13 protein-coding genes and 1 pseudogene are annotated in these 16167 nt (G+C 72.3%); 8 read left to right on the forward strand and 6 right to left on the reverse strand.

Annotation, left to right across the window (positions count from 1 at the left end; translation table 11 throughout):
- Nucleotides 1-104: 104 nt before the first annotated feature.
- Together ACFUN8_RS22970 and ACFUN8_RS22975 are read right to left on the reverse strand one after the other, a co-directional pair.
- Nucleotides 105-941 carry a siderophore-interacting protein gene (locus ACFUN8_RS22970; RefSeq protein WP_383640643.1) on the reverse strand — a complete coding sequence of 279 codons (837 nt, stop codon included), beginning with the start codon at nt 939-941 and terminating at the stop codon, nt 105-107.
- Entirely contained in the window at nt 941-1993 is a 1053-nt protein-coding gene (locus ACFUN8_RS22975; protein WP_383640646.1) for an ABC transporter substrate-binding protein, read from the reverse strand. The genes ACFUN8_RS22970 and ACFUN8_RS22975 overlap by 1 nt, the downstream gene beginning before the upstream one ends.
- A 65-nt stretch (nt 1994-2058) precedes the next feature.
- On the opposite strand from ACFUN8_RS22975, the gene ACFUN8_RS22980 reads away from it, so the two are divergent.
- The 3 genes from ACFUN8_RS22980 (at nt 2059) to ACFUN8_RS22990 (ending at nt 5191) form a co-directional block, all read left to right on the forward strand.
- On the forward strand, nt 2059-3117 hold the full coding sequence (locus ACFUN8_RS22980) for a FecCD family ABC transporter permease (protein WP_383640649.1): 1059 nt from the start codon (nt 2059-2061) through the stop codon (nt 3115-3117).
- Complete coding sequence (locus ACFUN8_RS22985; RefSeq protein WP_383640652.1) at nt 3114-4247, forward strand: FecCD family ABC transporter permease; 1134 nt, start codon at nt 3114-3116, stop codon at nt 4245-4247. Before ACFUN8_RS22980 ends, ACFUN8_RS22985 begins: the two co-directional genes overlap by 4 nt.
- A 128-nt stretch (nt 4248-4375) precedes the next feature.
- Nucleotides 4376-5191 carry an ABC transporter ATP-binding protein gene (locus ACFUN8_RS22990; protein WP_383640655.1) on the forward strand — a complete coding sequence of 272 codons (816 nt, stop codon included), beginning with the start codon at nt 4376-4378 and terminating at the stop codon, nt 5189-5191.
- Nucleotides 5192-5209: 18 nt separating this feature from the next.
- On the opposite strand, the gene ACFUN8_RS22995 is transcribed toward ACFUN8_RS22990, so the two are convergent.
- Nucleotides 5210-5557: an SCP2 sterol-binding domain-containing protein gene (locus tag ACFUN8_RS22995; protein WP_383640658.1), complete on the reverse strand. Its 348-nt coding sequence runs from the start codon at nt 5555-5557 to the stop codon at nt 5210-5212.
- Between the two features lie 42 nt (nt 5558-5599).
- Here ACFUN8_RS22995 and ACFUN8_RS23000 point away from each other — a divergent pair, with 42 nt between their 5' ends.
- The 5 genes from ACFUN8_RS23000 (at nt 5600) to ACFUN8_RS23020 (ending at nt 10963) form a co-directional block, all read left to right on the forward strand.
- Complete coding sequence (locus tag ACFUN8_RS23000) at nt 5600-5914, forward strand: hypothetical protein (protein ID WP_383640661.1); 315 nt, start codon at nt 5600-5602, stop codon at nt 5912-5914.
- 7 nt (nt 5915-5921) lie between these two features.
- Nucleotides 5922-6737 carry a TlyA family RNA methyltransferase gene (locus ACFUN8_RS23005; RefSeq protein WP_383640664.1) on the forward strand — a complete coding sequence of 272 codons (816 nt, stop codon included), beginning with the start codon at nt 5922-5924 and terminating at the stop codon, nt 6735-6737.
- A 44-nt stretch (nt 6738-6781) separates the two neighbouring features.
- Nucleotides 6782-7714 (forward strand): NAD kinase, encoded by a 933-nt coding sequence (locus ACFUN8_RS23010; RefSeq protein WP_383640707.1) that lies wholly within the window; start codon nt 6782-6784, stop codon nt 7712-7714.
- A gap of 204 nt (nt 7715-7918) precedes the next feature.
- Nucleotides 7919-9640 (forward strand): DNA repair protein RecN, encoded by a 1722-nt coding sequence (gene recN, locus ACFUN8_RS23015; RefSeq protein ID WP_383640710.1) that lies wholly within the window; start codon nt 7919-7921, stop codon nt 9638-9640.
- A 213-nt stretch (nt 9641-9853) separates the two neighbouring features.
- Nucleotides 9854-10963: a glycosyltransferase family 4 protein gene (locus ACFUN8_RS23020; protein ID WP_383640667.1), complete on the forward strand. Its 1110-nt coding sequence runs from the start codon at nt 9854-9856 to the stop codon at nt 10961-10963.
- A gap of 77 nt (nt 10964-11040) precedes the next feature.
- Here ACFUN8_RS23020 and ACFUN8_RS23025 read toward each other — a convergent pair whose 3' ends face one another.
- The 3 genes and pseudogenes from ACFUN8_RS23025 to ACFUN8_RS23035 form a co-directional block, all read right to left on the reverse strand.
- Nucleotides 11041-12669 (reverse strand): PucR family transcriptional regulator, encoded by a 1629-nt coding sequence (locus tag ACFUN8_RS23025; protein WP_383640670.1) that lies wholly within the window; start codon nt 12667-12669, stop codon nt 11041-11043.
- 89 nt (nt 12670-12758) lie between these two features.
- A pseudogene (locus ACFUN8_RS23030) lies at nt 12759-13407 on the reverse strand (aldo/keto reductase).
- Nucleotides 13408-13696: 289 nt separating this feature from the next.
- Complete coding sequence (locus tag ACFUN8_RS23035; RefSeq protein ID WP_382570556.1) at nt 13697-15505, reverse strand: glycoside hydrolase family 15 protein; 1809 nt, start codon at nt 15503-15505, stop codon at nt 13697-13699.
- Between the last annotated feature and the right edge of the window lie 662 nt (nt 15506-16167).

A 16167-nucleotide genomic window follows, 5' to 3' on the forward strand; every position in this document is an offset into this window, starting at 1 on the left:
GCCCGATGGAGCCCGCCCGGCGGTCGCGGACATCGGCGCGGGCAGATCGGCGCGGACAGATCGAGCACCCGGGAGCGCCGGGGGCCGACCCGCGCGCCCCGCCGCTACGCGTCCTCGCCCGAGCGCAGCAGCTCGTCCTCGGAGGTCCCGCGCCGCCAGTAGCCGGTGAACTTCACCGCCTTGCGGTCGATGCCGCGCTCGCCGACGAGGTGTCTGCGTACGGCCTTGACGGTCGCCGACTCGCCCGCGATCCAGGCGTACGGCGTGCCGTCCGGCAGGTCGTCGGCCGCGCGGATCGAGTCCTCGGTGGTGGGCGCGGACTCGTCCTGTACGAGCCAAGCGACGTGCGCGTCGGCCTTGGTGGGGAGTTCCCACCGGTCGGCGGTGTGGTGGAGCGAGATCCAGACCCGGGCGGGCATGCCGGGCGGCAGGGACTCCAGGATGCCGGCGACCGCCGGAAGCGCGGACTCGTCGCCGGTCAGCAGGATCCAGTCGGTGCCGTCCGGCGGGCGGAAGTCGTAGCCCGCGTTCTCGTCGTGGATCGGGGCGAGAATCCCGACCTCGGCGCCGGGCCCGGCGTTCAGCGCCCACCGGGTGGCCGGTCCCTCCTCGGATCCCGGCGGCAGCTCGTGCACGGCGAAGTCGACGTCCAACTCCTGCGGATGGCGGCGCAGTTCGCGCACCGTGTACGTCCGCATGACGCCCCGTACGGCGGGGTCGAGGGCGCGCCACGCGTCCCACCAGTGCCCGTCGTCCGGACCCGGCAGGACAGGGGCGTCCTGGCCGGGCCGGGGCAGGAACAGCTTCACGCGCTGGTCCCGGCCCGCCGTCGCCATGCGCGCGATGTCGTCGCCGCCGAAGGTGACGCGGACGAAGGAGGGGGTGGGGCGTGTCGTACGCAGCACGTGGAGGGTGAAGAACTGGAACGGCGCGTCGGTCATCAGGCCAGGCTCCTCGACTTCGTGATCGCTGCGGCGAGTTGTTCGAGCACCGGTGCGTAACCGGCGTAGCTGTAGCGCTCCTCCATGGACCAGGGGGTGATCTGGTCGGCCTTGACGGCGGGCAGCCGGTTCCAGGTGGGCCGCTTGGCGAGTTCGGTGGTGGGGAGGGCGGTCGAGCGGTTGTCGACCATGATCAGGTCGGCGTGGTATTTGTCGGCGTTCTCCCAGCTGAGGAATTCCCAGAAGCCGAACTCGTCGGACTTCTTGCCCTCGACGAACTCGATCCCGAGATCCTTGAAGTAGTTGAGGTCGCAGTACGAGTCGGGTACGGCGACGTACATCTGTTCGGCGTCACCCGTCATGGCGAGGACTTTGAGTCCGCCGTCCTTCTTCTTCGCGGCCGCCGCCTCGCGCAGTGTCTTCTCCGCCCTGTCGAAGCGGGCCTTGGCGTCGACGACCTTCTTCGCCGTCAGATCCGCGCCGAGGGACTCCGCCAACTCGGTGTAGCGCTTGAGGGGTTGGAGCAGGGTGACCCGGCCGCCCGTGATGCCGACGCTCGGTGCGAGGGCCTCGATCTTCTTCGCGCTCTCGGCCGGCACGTACCAGAGGTCCGGCGGTGGGAACATGTTGCTGATCAGCAGGTCGGGCTCCAGCGCCGCGTACTTCTCGATGTTGAACTCGCCCCACGCCTTGCCGAGGCTGGTCAGCTTCGTCAGGTCGAGTTCGCCCGCCTGGGGGTTGGGCTTGCCGGCGATGGGGTCGGTCGGGCCGAAGACGCCCGCGCACTCGACGCCGTAGTCGTGGAGCGCGGCGGCGGCGCTGATGAACGCGACTATCTTCTTGGGCGGTTGGTCGGTTCTCGCCGTCCTGCCGCGGTCGTCCTTGAAGCTCCAGGGGCCGTTGTTGGCGGAGCCCGCCGAAGCCGCTTTCGGCTTCTTGTCGTCCGAGCCGCAGGCGGTGAGGAGCGCGCCGATTCCCAGGGCGCCGGTGACGGACAGGAGCCGGCGCCGGGTGAGGGGGAGCCCGGCCGGAACCGGAGTGGGGCTGTTCATTACGGTGTTTCCCTCGTGACTTCCCTCTGGAGGATCATGTATGAGGGTAGGCTAACCTAACCCCCGTGTTGGTCGACAGTCCCCCCGAATCCGAACAGAGCGCGGAGCCCGTACCGCTCACCGTGACCCGGAAGCGCCGTACGCTGCGCGCCGCCGGGCTGCTGGTGTCCGTCGGTGTCCTGCTGCTTGTCTGCGCCGCCGGTATCGCCGTCGGCGCCAAGTCGATACCGCTCGGCGACGTGTGGCACGGCTTGTTCCACAACTCCGGCACCGGCAACGACGTGATCGTCGTCGACGTCCGGCTGCCCAGGACACTGCTCGGGCTGCTCGTCGGCGCGGCGCTCGGCCTCGCCGGCGCGGTGATGCAGGCGCTCACCCGTAACCCCCTCGCCGAACCGGGACTGTTGGGCGTCAACGCCGGCGCCGCCGCCGCGGTGGTCTCGGCCATCAGCTTCTTCGGCGTCACGTCCATCGGCGGCTATGTGTGGTTCGCGTTCGCCGGCGCGGCGGTCGTCTCCGTGGTCGTGTACGCGCTCGGCGGCAGCCGCGGCGCCACACCCGTACGGCTCGCCCTCGCCGGTACCGCTGCCACGGCGGCGCTCTTCGGCTACGTCAACGCCGTGCAGCTGCTGGACTCGGCGGCGCTCGACCGGCTGCGCTTCTGGACCGTGGGGTCCCTCGCGTCGGCCGACATGTCGACCGTCGGCAAGGTGTGGCCGTTCATCGCCGTCGGCATCGTGCTCGCGCTGCTGATCGCACGGCCGCTGAACGCGCTGGAGATGGGCGACGACACCGCCAGGTCGCTGGGCGCCAATCTGACCCGTACGCGCGTACTCGCCATGGTCTGCGTCACGCTGCTGTGCGGCGGTGCGACCGCGGCCTGCGGGCCGATCGTCTTCGTCGGGCTGATGGTGCCGCATCTCGTACGGGCCATCACCGGGCCGGACCTGCGGTGGATCCTGCCGTACGCCGCCGTGCTCTCGCCCGTCCTGCTGCTGGGCGCCGACGTGCTCGGTCGCGTCGTCGCGCGGCCGGCCGAGGTGCAGGTCGGCATCGTCACCGCGATCGTCGGCGGGCCCGTCTTCATCCAGCTCGTACGTCGCAAGAGGATGGCCCAGCTGTGAGCGAGGACCTGACCACGAAGGCCACCGACACCACCGACACCACCCACACCACCGGCACCTCTGCCACCGGCGGTGCCGGAAAGGGCGGGCGGAAGCGACCGGCGCGTGCGGTCCGTTCACCCGGTGGCCTCTCCCTCCGGTTCGACGTCCGCTCCGGCCTCGTCGTCCTGCTGCTCCTGGTCGCCGTGTGCGCGATGTCCGTGATCCTCATCGGACAGGGCGACTTCCCGATGGCGCCCGGCGATGTCGTCGCGACCCTGCTCGGAAACGGCACGGTGGCGCAGGAGTTCATCGTCCAGGACCTGCGGCTGCCGAGAATCCTGGTGGGCCTGCTCGTGGGCGCGGCCCTCGGCGTCGGCGGCGCGGTCTTCCAGTCCATCTCCCGCAATCCGCTGGGCAGTCCGGACGTCATCGGCTTCGGCCAGGGCGCGACCGTCGGCGCGCTGACCGCGATCGTCGTCCTCCAGGGCGGCTCGACCGCCGTCGCGGGCGGCGCCGTCGTCGGCGGCCTGCTGACCGGTGCGGGGATCTATCTCCTCGCCTGGAAACGCGGCGTGCACGGCTACCGGTTGGTCCTCATCGGCATCGGCGTCGCCGCCATGCTCACGGCGGTCAACCACTACCTGATCACCAAGGCCAGCCTCGTCGACGCGACACGCGCCGTGCTGTGGATGACGGGATCACTCGACGGCCGGGACTGGGCACAGGTCTGGCCGCTGCTCGCCGTCTGCGCCGTACTGATCCCGCTCGTGCTCGGGTACGGACGGCCGTTGCGCATGCTGGAGATGGGCGACGACGCGGCGTACGCGCTGGGAGTACGGGTCGAACGCACCCGGCTCGTCCTGATGGGTGCCGCCGTGCTGCTCGTCTCCGTGGCCACCGCCGCGGCCGGGCCCATCACCTTCGTCGCGCTCAGCGCGCCGCAGCTGGCGCGCCGGCTGACCCGCTCGCCGGGCCCCAACCTCGGCCCGGCCGCGGTGATGGGCGCGCTGCTGCTGCTGGTCGCCGACTGGACCGCGACGTCGGCGTTCGGCGACCGCCAACTGCCGGCCGGTGTCGTGACGGGGGTCCTCGGCGGCTGCTATCTGCTCTGGCTGCTGGTCACCGAGCGCAAGGCGGGGCGCATATGAGCCCCGAAGCCCCCGAAGCCCCCGGAGTCCCCAAAGCCCCCGGAGCCCCCGAAGCGCCAGTGCCGGTCCCCGTCCCTCTCCCCGCCTCTGTCCCGTCTTCCCACAATCCCGATTCCAGGAGTACGACCATGCAGCGACTCACGGCGGAGACGGTGACCCTCGGCTACGACCAGCGGGTCATCGCGCGCGATCTGTCGGTCGAGATCCCCGACAACTCGTTCACCGTGATCGTCGGCCCCAACGCCTGTGGGAAATCAACCCTGTTGCGGGCCCTGTCGCGGATGCTCAAGCCCTCCCGCGGCCGGGTCCTCCTCGACGGCACCGCGATCCACTCCATGCCCGCCAAGAAGGTCGCCCGGACGCTCGGACTGCTCCCGCAGTCGTCCACCGCCCCGGACGGCATCACGGTCGCCGACCTCGTCGCCCGGGGCCGCTATCCGCACCAGGCGCTGCTGCGCCAGTGGTCCCCGGACGACGAACGGATTGTCGAGGAGTCGATGGCGTCGACCGGTATCGGCGAGCTGGCCGATCGCTATGTCGACGAATTGTCGGGCGGCCAGCGGCAGCGGGTCTGGATCGCCATGGCGCTCGCCCAGCAGACCCCGCTGCTGCTCCTGGACGAGCCCACCACGTTCCTGGACATCCAGTACCAGATCGACGTCCTCGACCTCTGCGCCGATCTGCACGAGACCCAGGGCCGTACGCTCGTCGCCGTCCTGCACGACCTCAACCACGCCGCCCGCTACGCCACCCACCTCATCGCGATGCGCGAGGGCGAGATCTACGCCGAGGGGCCGCCGGCCGAGGTCGTGACCGCGGAGCTGGTCGAGCGTGTCTTCGGGCTGCGCTGCCAGGTCATCGACGACCCCGAGACGGGCACCCCGCTGGTCGTCCCGGCCGCGCGCAGGGCGCGGCACAGTGTGCCCGTGGGGCTGTCCAAGTGAGCCATGGGGCAGGCGGTGTCAGAGCAGCGAGCGCAGCCGCAGCAGATCGCGGAAGCCCGCCTCCAGTCTGACCCGCCCCGAGCCCCACGCCTTGGCGAAGTTCAGCTCGCCGTCCACCATGGCGACCAGGTCGTCGCCCGCCATCGCGAGCCTGATCTGCGCCTTCTCACGCGGCGGGCCGTCCTGGGTGTCCAGCACCTCGATCCGGCCGTCGTCGATCCGGCCGGTGAAGGTCGTGTCGAGGTCCGTGATGTGGCAGCTCAGCGAGCGGTCGAAACCGCTCGCCCCGCGGATCCCGTCGTCCGCCCGTGCCATGTTGTCCGAGAGCTTGTCGAGTGCGCTGCGGCACTCCTCCTTCGTCGCCATCGTGATCGACGGTACCGCAGGGCTTCGCGGTAGCGTCTGGGTATGAGCGACGAGACGGCGGGCCCGGCCGACCAGGAGCACGCCTCCCCTCCACCGGAGCCCCCAGCCGCTGTCCACGACCCCGCGGCCCCCGCGCCGCTCGGCATCGAGCGCGTCCCCACCGGCAGCCCTGAAGTGGACGAGAATCTGGCCAGACTGGGCGACGCCGACCACCTCCCGGCGGACGGCCACCTCGACGTGTACGAGGATGTGCACCGGGGCCTGCGCGACGCGCTGACCGCGCTCGACGTACGCCCCGCACCCGGCCAGGCCGCCCCGCGACCCGGCCCCTCGCCGTCGTACGACCTCAGGAGCTGAACCGAACGTGGCAGGAGTGGCACGCCAACGCCTCGACGCCGAGCTGGTACGCCGCAAACTCGCACGCTCACGCGAGCACGCGACCCAACTGATCGCCGCGGGACGGGTGACCGTCGGCGGCGCCACCGCGACCAAGCCGGCCACCCAGGTCGAGAAGAGCGCCGCCCTGGTCGTCGCCGAGGACGGTGGCGACCCCGGGTACGTCTCGCGCGGCGGCCACAAACTCGCGGGCGCCCTCGCCGCCTTCGTGCCCCAGGGCCTGCGGACCGAAGGGCGCAGGGCGCTGGACGCGGGCGCGTCGACCGGTGGCTTCACCGACGTACTGCTGCGGGCCGGGGTCCGGCAGGTCGTCGCGGTCGACGTCGGCTACGGGCAACTCGCCTGGTCCCTGCAGAGCGATGAACGCGTCACCGTCAAGGACCGTACGAACGTACGTGAGTTGACGCCGGAGATCATCGAAGGAGAGCCGGTGGACCTGATCGTGGGAGATCTGTCGTTCATTCCGCTGGGTCTGGTGCTGCCCGCGCTGGTGCGGTGCGCCGCGCCCGACGCGGACCTGGTGCTCATGGTCAAACCGCAGTTCGAGGTCGGCAAGGAACGCCTCGGCAGCGGTGGCGTCGTGCGCAGCCCGGAGCTGCGGGCCGAGGCCGTACGGACAGTGGCGCGCAAGGCGGCGGAACTCGGCCTCGGGACCCGCGGTGTCACCGCGAGCCCGCTGCCCGGACCCGCCGGGAACGTCGAATACTTCCTGTGGCTCACCGCCGGGGCGCCCGATGTCGACCCGGCCGATGTCGACCGTGCTGTGGCGGAGGGACCCCGTTGACGACGAACGCAGAACAGAGCGCGGAGACCGGTGCGGAGCCGCGTGTGGAGCCGGGGGCGGAGTTCGGTGCGGTGCCCGGTGCGGAGCGCCGCACGGTCTTCCTGCTGGCCCACACCGGCAGACCCGCCGCGATCCGCAGCGCCGAACTGGTGGTGCAGGGACTGCTGCGCCACGGCCTCGGTGTCCGTGTGCTGGCCACCGAAGCGGCAGATCTGCCGCTTCCGGAGGCCGTCGAAACCGTACCGGCGGCCACGTCCGGCGCGCTGAACGGCTGTGAACTGCTCATCGTGCTCGGCGGCGACGGCACCCTGCTGCGCGGCGCCGCCTTCGCACGCGCTTCGGGCGTGCCCATGCTCGGCGTCAACCTGGGCCGCGTCGGCTTCCTCGCGGAGGCGGAGCGCGACGACCTCGACAAGGTCGTTGACCGGGTCGTGACCCGCGCGTACGAGGTCGAGGAACGGATGACCATCGACGTCCTCGTACGCAGCAACGGCACCGTCGTGCACCGGGACTGGGCGCTCAACGAGGCGGCCGTGCAGAAGGTGTCGCCCGAGCGGATGCTGGAGGTCGTCCTGGAGATCGACGGGCGGCCGGTGACCGGCTTCGGCTGCGACGGCATCGTGTGCGCCACGCCGACCGGCTCGACGGCGTACGCCTTCTCGGCCGGCGGCCCCGTGGTGTGGCCGGAGGTGGAGGCGCTGCTGATGGTGCCGATCAGCGCGCACGCGCTGTTCGCGAAACCGTTGGTCACATCGCCCAAGTCGGTGCTCGCGGTGGAGGTCCAGCCGCACACGCCGCACGGGGTGCTGTGGTGCGACGGCCGCAGGACGGTGGAGCTGCCGGCGGGCGCGCGGGTGGAGGTACGGCGCGGGGCGGTGCCCGTGCGGCTGGCGCGACTGCACCAGGCGTCCTTCACGGACCGGCTGGTGGCGAAGTTCGCCCTCCCGGTGGCGGGGTGGCGCGGGGCGCCGCACTAGCCGCGGGAAGCCGCACCGCCGGGCGGCCGCGCGGCAGGGGTTCGCAGGTCACCGTGGATTCCGTACGTACGGCTTCCGCGTCCCGTCCTGCCCGCGAGATCCACCGATACCGGCCCCCCGAGCGACCTCGTGACCGAACCGGAGGGCGGGGGCCGTCGCACAGGGGGCTCCCGACCTCGTAAGGTCGTGTCCGTGTTGGAGGAGATGCGGATACGGTCGCTCGGGGTCATCGACGACGCGGTGGTCGAGCTGTCGCCGGGCTTCACTGCGGTGACCGGCGAGACCGGCGCGGGCAAGACCATGGTCGTCACCAGCCTGGGGCTGCTGCTCGGCGGTCGCGCCGACGCCGCCCTGGTGCGGATCGGTGCCAAGGCCGCGGTGGTGGAGGGGCGGCTCACCATGGCCGCCGACGCCCCGGCGGCCAGGCGTGCGGAAGAGGCCGGCGCCGAACTCGACGACGGCGCGCTGCTGATCAGCCGGACCGTTTCGGCCGAGGGGCGCTCGCGCGCCCACATCGGCGGACGGTCCGTGCCGGTGGGTGTGCTGGCCGAGCTGGCGGACGACCTCGTCGCCGTGCACGGCCAGACCGACCAGCAGGGCCTGCTGCGGCCCGCGCGGCAGCGGCAGGCGCTCGACCGGTACGCGGGGGACGCGGTCGCCGCGCCGCTCGCCAAGTACACGGACGCCTACCGGCGGCTCCGGGCTGTCGCCACCGAACTGGCGGAGCTGACCACCCGCGCCCGGGAACGCGCGCAGGAGGCAGACCTGCTGCGCTTCGGCCTGAACGAGATCGCCGGGGTCGAGCCCCTGCCGGGCGAGGACACCGAACTGGCCGCCGAGGCCGAACGGCTCGGCCACGCCGAGGCGCTGGCGTCCGCGGCGTCCGTCGCCCACGCGGCGCTCGCCGGCAACCCCGAGGACCCGGCGGAGGGCGGCGACGCGACGACGCTCGTCGGCGGTGCGGGACGCGCCCTGGAGGCCGTACGGGCCCACGACCCGGCCCTGGCCGCGCTCGCCGACCGGATGGGCGAGATCGCGATCCTGCTGGCGGACGTGGCCGGTGAACTCGCCGGTTACGCCGACAACCTGGACTCCGACCCGCTGCGGCTCGCGGCGGTCGAGGAGCGGCGGGCGGCGCTCACCGGGCTGACGCGCAAGTACGGCCAGGACATCGACGGCGTACTGGCCTGGGCCCAGGAGAACGCGGCGCGCCTCACCGAACTTGAGGGCGACGACGAGCGGATCGGCGAGCTGACCGCCGAGCACACCACTCTGTTGAGTGAACTCTCCGGTCTGGCACAGGCGTTGACCGACGCCCGGACGGAGGCGGCGGCGCGCTTCGCGGAGGCCGTCACCGCCGAACTCGCCTCCCTGGCCATGCCGCACGCGCGTGTCTCGTTCGACGTGACGCAGACCGACGACCCGAACGGTGTCGAGGTGGACGGCCGCCCGGTGGCGTACGGCTCGTCCGGTGCCGACGAGGTCGAGCTGCTGCTGGCCCCGCACCCCGGCGCCCAGCCGCGGCCGATCGCCAAGGGCGCGTCCGGCGGTGAGCTGTCGCGCGTGATGCTCGCGGTGGAGGTGGTCTTCGCCGGGTCCGATCCGGTACCGACGTACCTCTTCGACGAGGTGGACGCGGGCGTCGGCGGCAAGGCGGCGGTCGAGGTCGGCCGGCGGCTCGCGAAGCTCGCCAGGTCCGCGCAGGTGGTCGTCGTGACGCACCTGCCTCAGGTGGCGGCCTTCGCCGACCGGCAGCTGCTGGTGGAGAAGAGGCACGACGGCTCGGTGACGCGGTCCGGGGTGACGGTCCTCGAAGGCGAGGACCGTGTACGGGAGTTGTCGCGGATGCTGGCGGGCCAGGAGGACTCCGAGACGGCCCGCGCGCACGCCGAGGAACTGCTGGCGGCGGCCCGCGCGGACGCGTGAGGCGGCGGCGCAGGGCGCACGCGCGGCGCGGGCCGCGGGGTCGCGGACCGGCGGTACCGTACGGGGTGCGCGTCGCCGTGTCACTCGTGTGAGTGATGTCGGGTGGGGAGCCGGGCGACCGACACACCCGCGACGCCCCCTCGGTGCCGGATGGTCCGTACCGGCTGGCATCCTTGGCGCAGCACACACCACCGGAACAGGAGCCTTGGGCACGTGACACAGCTGCGTACGGTCCAGGTGCTCGGGGGTGGCAGCGCGGGCAGCGGCGCGCACGTCAGATCGCTGTCGGCCGGGCTCGTCGCCCGGGGCGTACGCGTCACCGTCTGCGCGCCGGACTCGCTGGAGCGGGTCTACGACTTCCGGGGCTGCGGCGCCGACCATGTGCCGGTGGCCCGGCGCGGTGATCCCGTCTCCCTCGGGGCGCTGCGGGCCGCGTGCGCCGCCGCCGACGTGGTGCACGCGCACGGACTGCACGCCGCCGTACGCGCGGCGGTCGCTCTCGGCGGGCAGCGCGTGCCGCTCGTCGTCACCTGGCACACCCGCGTACACGCGGACGGGCCGCGTGGCCATCTGCTGCGGCTGCTGGAGCGAAGGGCCGTCCGGGCGGCGGCCGTTGTGCTCGGCGCCTCGTCCGAACTGGTCGACCGGGCCCGCAGGCGCGGCGCCCGCGACGCGCGCCTCGCGCCGGTCGCGGTCCCGGCACCGCGCCGGGCCTCGGAACTCGGCGACGACGCGGAGCGCGAGGAGGGCTGCAAGGCCCGCGCCGAACTCGGCGTGGTGGGGCGGCCGTTGCTGATGGCCGTCGGCAGCCTCGTACCGGACCGGGGATACGGCACGCTGCTGGACGCCGCGAGGTCGTGGCGCGGCCTCGATCCCGAACCGCTGCTCGTCATCGCGGGCGAGGGCCGTGAACGGGCCGCGCTCCAGGGGCGGATCGACAACGAGGGGCTGCCCGTCAGCCTCGTCGGCCGCCGCGACGACGTGACGGAACTCCTCGCCGCCGCCGACATCGCGCTGCTGCCCAGCCGCTGGGAGGCCCGGTCGCTCCTGGCCCAGGAGGCGCTACGGCTCGGTGTTCCCCTGGTCGCCACGGCGGTCGGAGCCGTCCCCGAACTGGTCGGCGACGCGGCGGAGTTGATCCCGTACGGCGACGCCGGCGCCCTCGCGGACACGGTGACCCGACTGCTGGCCGACCCCGACCGACGCGCGGAACTCGCGGCGGCGGGCCCGGTCCGGGCCGCGACATGGCCGACGGAGGACCACACGATCGCCCAAGTGCTGAGCGTCTACGACGAACTGACGCAGCCGACGCCACCGCGCTGACGCGGAGCGCGGCGACGCGAGGCGCCACACCTAGGCCCCGGCTGTCGGCACACCCTCTCGGCTCAGCGCAGCCCCGCTCAGCGCACGTGCCGCCGCGCGCGCAACGCCAGGCTCAGGGCCAGGACCGTCTGCGGGTCGTCCAGGTCCGTGCCGAGCAGCTCGGAGATGCGGGCCAGCCGGTTGTAGAGCGTCTGCCGGTTCAGGTGCAGTTCGCGCGCCGTCTCCGCCTTGCGGCCCGCGTGGTCCAGGAACGTCGTCAGCGTCGGCAGCAACGGGGCCCGGGACGCCCGGTCGTGGGTGAGCAGCGGGCCGATCGCCCGGTCCACGAACGCCGACAGGTCCGGGTGGTCCCGCAGCCGCCACAGCAGCAGGTCGATGTCCAGCCGCCTGGCGTCGTGCCACGGCCGGTCCGGCAGGCCGCCCGCCGCCGCGGTCTCCGCCGCGTGACGCAGCCCCGCGCTCGCCGCCGCCCAGCCGCCCGGGACCCCGACGACCACCACGGGCCGCCGGCCGCCGGGACGCTCCAGTCCGGCCCGTTCCACGCCCGCGCGCAGCGCCGCGGCCACCCGGTCGGCCACCGCCGCGCGTTCGGACTCGGAGCGCAGGGCGAGCAGCAGCGGGATCCGGCCCTCCACCGGACGTACGCCCAGCAGCACCGGCACTCCCAGGGACGCCAGCTCCTCCAGTACGGCGCGGGCCAGCGGCGCCCAGTTGCCCGACGGGGCCGGCTCGGGGCCCAGCCGCATCACCACCGGCAGCAGCGGCCCCGTGCCCGGCCGGAAGCCCAGCACCGCGGCCTGCGCGGGCGCGTCGTCCGCCGCGACACGGCCGTCCGCGAGGTCGGTGAGGAAGTCGCCCCGGCCCCGCGCGGCCAGCTCGTCCTCCTGGCGCGCCTGCATCAGGACGACCGCCAGGATGCCCGCCGCCCGCTCGGCCGCCATCCGGTGCACGGGAAGCAGCGGCGTCGACACCGGGGGCAGTACGAGCCGGGCGCGTACGGCACCGGCCCCGTGCCCGCCACCGGGCACGTCCACCAGCACCGTGCCCGCCGGCGGCCCCGCCTCGCGGTCGGCCCGCTGCGCCCGCAGCCCCTCCCACACCTGGAGCGGCTCCGCGGCCGTCGGTGGCCCCGACGCGCCGGCCGCCGCGTACAGGAGCTGCCCGTCGGCGGTTTCCAGGAAGACGGGGTTGCCCGCGAAGTCCGCGAGGATACGCAGCACCTGGGGTACGCCGCCGCCGTCGAGGAGCGCGTCCGTGCAGCGCCGGTGGACCTCCTCGGCCTGGCGCAGGAGCGCGTAGTGGCCGTTGACGATCTCGGTGTGGACCTCCTCGGTCACCGAGACGAACGGCACCTCGCGGTGCAGCTGCACCAGTGGCAGTCCGGCCGCCCGCGCCGCTTCCACGACCGCGGCGGGCAGCCGCCCGAACCGGGGCCCCAGCTCCACCACGAGCGCCGCGATGCCGCGGTCGGCGAGGGTGCGCACGAAGGCCCGCTGTTCGGCGGGGCGGGTGCCCAGCCCGATGCCGGTGGTGAGCAGCAGTTCGCCGCCCTTGAGGAGGGACGCGATGTTCGGGACCTCGCCCGCGTGCACCCAGCGCACCGTGCGGTGCAGCCGGTCGGCCCCGGCGACGACCTCGGGGAGCCCGCCACGGAGCCCCGGCAGCTCAAGGGCCCGTCGCACGGTGATTCCGGCCTGATCGTCCATGAGGTCGGACGCTACCCGGCCCGCGCGCCGGTGTCCGTCTCCGGACGTCCCCGGACGTCTTTCCGCACGCCCGGGAAGCCGGGCGGGGTTCAGCGGCCGAACCGTGACCGCAACCGCTCAGGGACACGTGCGCCCTGGATCCGGATGTCGGCCGCGGCCTCTTCGATCCGCCGCAGGTCGCCGGTCGTCAGCTCGACGTCGAGTGCGCCCAGGTTCTCTTCCAGGCGGTGCGGCTTGGTGGTGCCGGGGATCGGCACGAACCACGGCTTCTGCGCCAGCACCCAGGCGAGAGCGATCTGGGCCGGCGTGGCTTCCTTGTCGTCGGCAATCTGCCGCAGCAGGTCGACCAGCACCTGGTTGGCCTGCCGTGCTTCAGGGCTGAAGCGCGGAAGAAAGCGGCGGAGGTCGTTGTCGGCCAGCGACGTGCTGGAATCCATCTTGCCGGTCAGAAACCCTTTGCCGAGCGGGCTGTAGGGCACCAGACCAATTCCCAATTCCTCCAAGGTCGGAATGATTTCGGTTTCGTGCTCGCGCATCCAGAGCGAGTACTCGCTCTGCGATGCCGTGACTGGCTGCACGGCGTGGGCGCGACGAATCGTCGCGGCACCGGCCTCGGACAAGCCCGCCGTGTCTGATTCCGAACTTGGTGGCGATCACCACCTGGTCGCGGACCGGTGCCAGCGCCCGGCCGACCAACTCCTCGTTGGTGAACGGGCCGTAGAAGAAACTCATGCCCATGCAGCCGAGCCCGGCGGAACAGATAAGAAATCGGCGGGGCGCTCCGGCGGGGCGGCGGTGCCGTAATCGCCGTGCGACATGGGGACGATGACCGCGCGTCGAGATCTCCACATCCGGATCACCGACCCCGCGTTTTCCCAGGCGGCCCCACCGGCCGCCGAACGCCAGTCGTGCCCCGGTCGCGCACGCAGACGCTGACCGGGGCGGTCCTATACGCAAAGAGGTGCCGTACGCAAAGAGGGGAACTACTCGCTCACGGGGGGATGAATTCCATCCCCCCGTCCTACGGTCAGCCCCCGTACGCCCCCGAAGCCGTCAGCCGTAGCGCCGTGTCGATCAGCGGCACATGGCTGAACGCCTGCGGGAAGTTGCCGACCTGCCGCTGCAGCCGCGAGTCCCACTCCTCGGCGAGCAGCCCCAGGTCGTTGCGGAGCGCCAGCAGCTTCTCGAAGAGCTTCCGGGCCTCGTCGACCCGGCCGATCATCGCGAGATCGTCCGCCAGCCAGAACGAGCAGGCCAGGAACGCGCCTTCGTCGCCCTCCAGACCGTCCACGCCCGCGTCGTCGCCCGAGGTCGGGTAGCGCAGGACGAAGCCGTCCTCGGTGGACAGCTCGCGCTGGATCGCCTCGATGGTGCCGATGACGCGCTTGTCGTCCGGCGGCAGGAAGCCCATCTGCGGGATCAGCAGGAGCGAGGCGTCCAGCTCCTTGGAGCCGTACGACTGTGTGAAGGTGTTGCGTTCCTTGTCGTAACCCTTCTCGCACACGTCGTGGTGGATGTCGTCGCGCATCTCGCGCCAGCGCTCCAGCGGGCCGTCCGCGTCGCCGGACTCGATCAGCTTGATCGTCCGGTCGACCGCGACCCACGCCATCACCTTCGAGTGCACGAAGTGGCGGCGCGGCCCGCGCACCTCCCAGATGCCCTCGTCCGGCTGGTCCCAGTGCGTCTCCAGATACTCGATCAGCTTGAGCTGGAGCAGCGAGGCGTAGTCGTTGCGCGCCAGACCCGTCATGTGCGCCAGGTGCAGGGCCTCGGTGACCTCGCCGTACACATCGAGCTGGAGCTGGTGCGCCGCGCCGTTGCCGACCCGGACGGGGCCCGACTGCTCGTACCCCGGCAGCCAGTCCAGCTCCGCCTCGCCCAGCTCACGCTCGCCCGCGATCCCGTACATGATCTGGAGATTCTCGGGGTCGCCCGCGACGGCCCGCAGCAGCCATTCACGCCAGGCGCGGGCCTCCTCGCGGTAGCCGGTGCGCAGCAGCGAGGAGAGGGTGATGGCGGCGTCGCGCAGCCAGGTGTAGCGGTAGTCCCAGTTCCGTACGCCCCCGATCTCCTCGGGCAGCGACGTCGTGGGCGCGGCGACGATGCCGCCGGTCGGCGCGTACGTCAGGGCCTTCAGCGTGATCAGCGAGCGGACGACGGCCTCGCGGTAGGGGCCGTGGTACGTACAGTGCTCGACCCACTCCCGCCAGAAGTCGGACGTCAGCGTCAGCGATCCCTCGGGGTCCGGCAGCGCGGGCGGCTGCCGGTGCGAGGGCTGCCAGCTGATGGTGAAGGCGACGCGGTCGCCGGGCGCCACGGTGAAGTCGGAGTACGTTGTCAGGTTCTTGCCGTACGTGTCCGCCTCGGTGTCGAGCCAGATCGAGTCCGGCCCGGCGACGGCGACGGTGCGGTTGTCCACCTGGTGCACCCAGGGCACGACCCGGCCGTAGCTGAAACGCATCCGCAGCGCGGAGCGCATCGGCACCCGGCCGCTGACGCCTTCCACGATCCGGATCAGCTGCGGCGCGCCGTCACGCGGGGGCATGAAATCGGTCACTCTGACCGTGCCGCGCGGCGTGTCCCATTCCGATTCCAGGATCAGGGAGTCGCCTACGTAGCGACGCCTGTCCGCCCGCGGGGGTTCGGCTCCCGCGGGGGAGGCCGGTCCGAGCCGCCAGAAACCGTGTTCGTCGGTTCCCAGCAGCGCCGCGAACACGGCGTGTGAGTCGAAGCGGGGCAGGCACAGCCAGTCGACTGTGCCGTCCCGGCAGACCAGGGCGGCGGTCTGCATGTCTCCGATGAGTGCGTAATCCTCGATGCGCCCGGCCACGTGCATCTCCAGTCGAACGGCCACGTTCGCCCCTCGGGGCGCTTACTGCGGTCAAGGGTCGTTGACGAGCTCTTTTTCCGGGAACACGGGCGGGGATAGTGCCGTTTGCCGGCCGGACTCGGCAGCGAATGTCCGAGCAGGATACGACGCACCTCGGAGATCCGCGCAGGTGTCCCGGCAACACGAGTGAGCCGAACGAGTGGGCCAAGAGTGACACAGCCGGGGCCGTCGCAGGTCCGATGACGTGCGGTAACGGGGCGACGACTGACTGCCGACGGTCCGGTGACCCTGAGGTGATCGCGTCGTGACTGTCCGCTGATCATCCGGGCTCACAGGGTTGATCAACTTGTGATCTTGGATGGACGCCAGGAGGCCCCGGAAGGTCATTGACGCGCATAGCGCGTTGGCTGAAAACAGCCCCTGATATGCCCCTGATAAATCCCCGGTGTCGACGTGGTGGCGCAGTCGTCGCGCGGCGATCCCGGGCGTGCCCGCGCTCACGCGCCGCGTCCGTCGGCGGGGGTGGACACGTGGTCGGAGCGGGGCCCGCGCGTGGCCGACGGGGACGTGCCCCCGCCGTCGCTGATACCCTGGTGGCCCGTGGACGGATGGCCCCCCAGCGCTTCTCAGGGGCCCCGAACCGCAGCGACGGCACCCCTCCGAATCCT

The organism is Streptomyces sp. NPDC057307 (assembly GCF_042667665.1).
Taxonomy (GTDB): domain Bacteria; phylum Actinomycetota; class Actinomycetes; order Streptomycetales; family Streptomycetaceae; genus Streptomyces.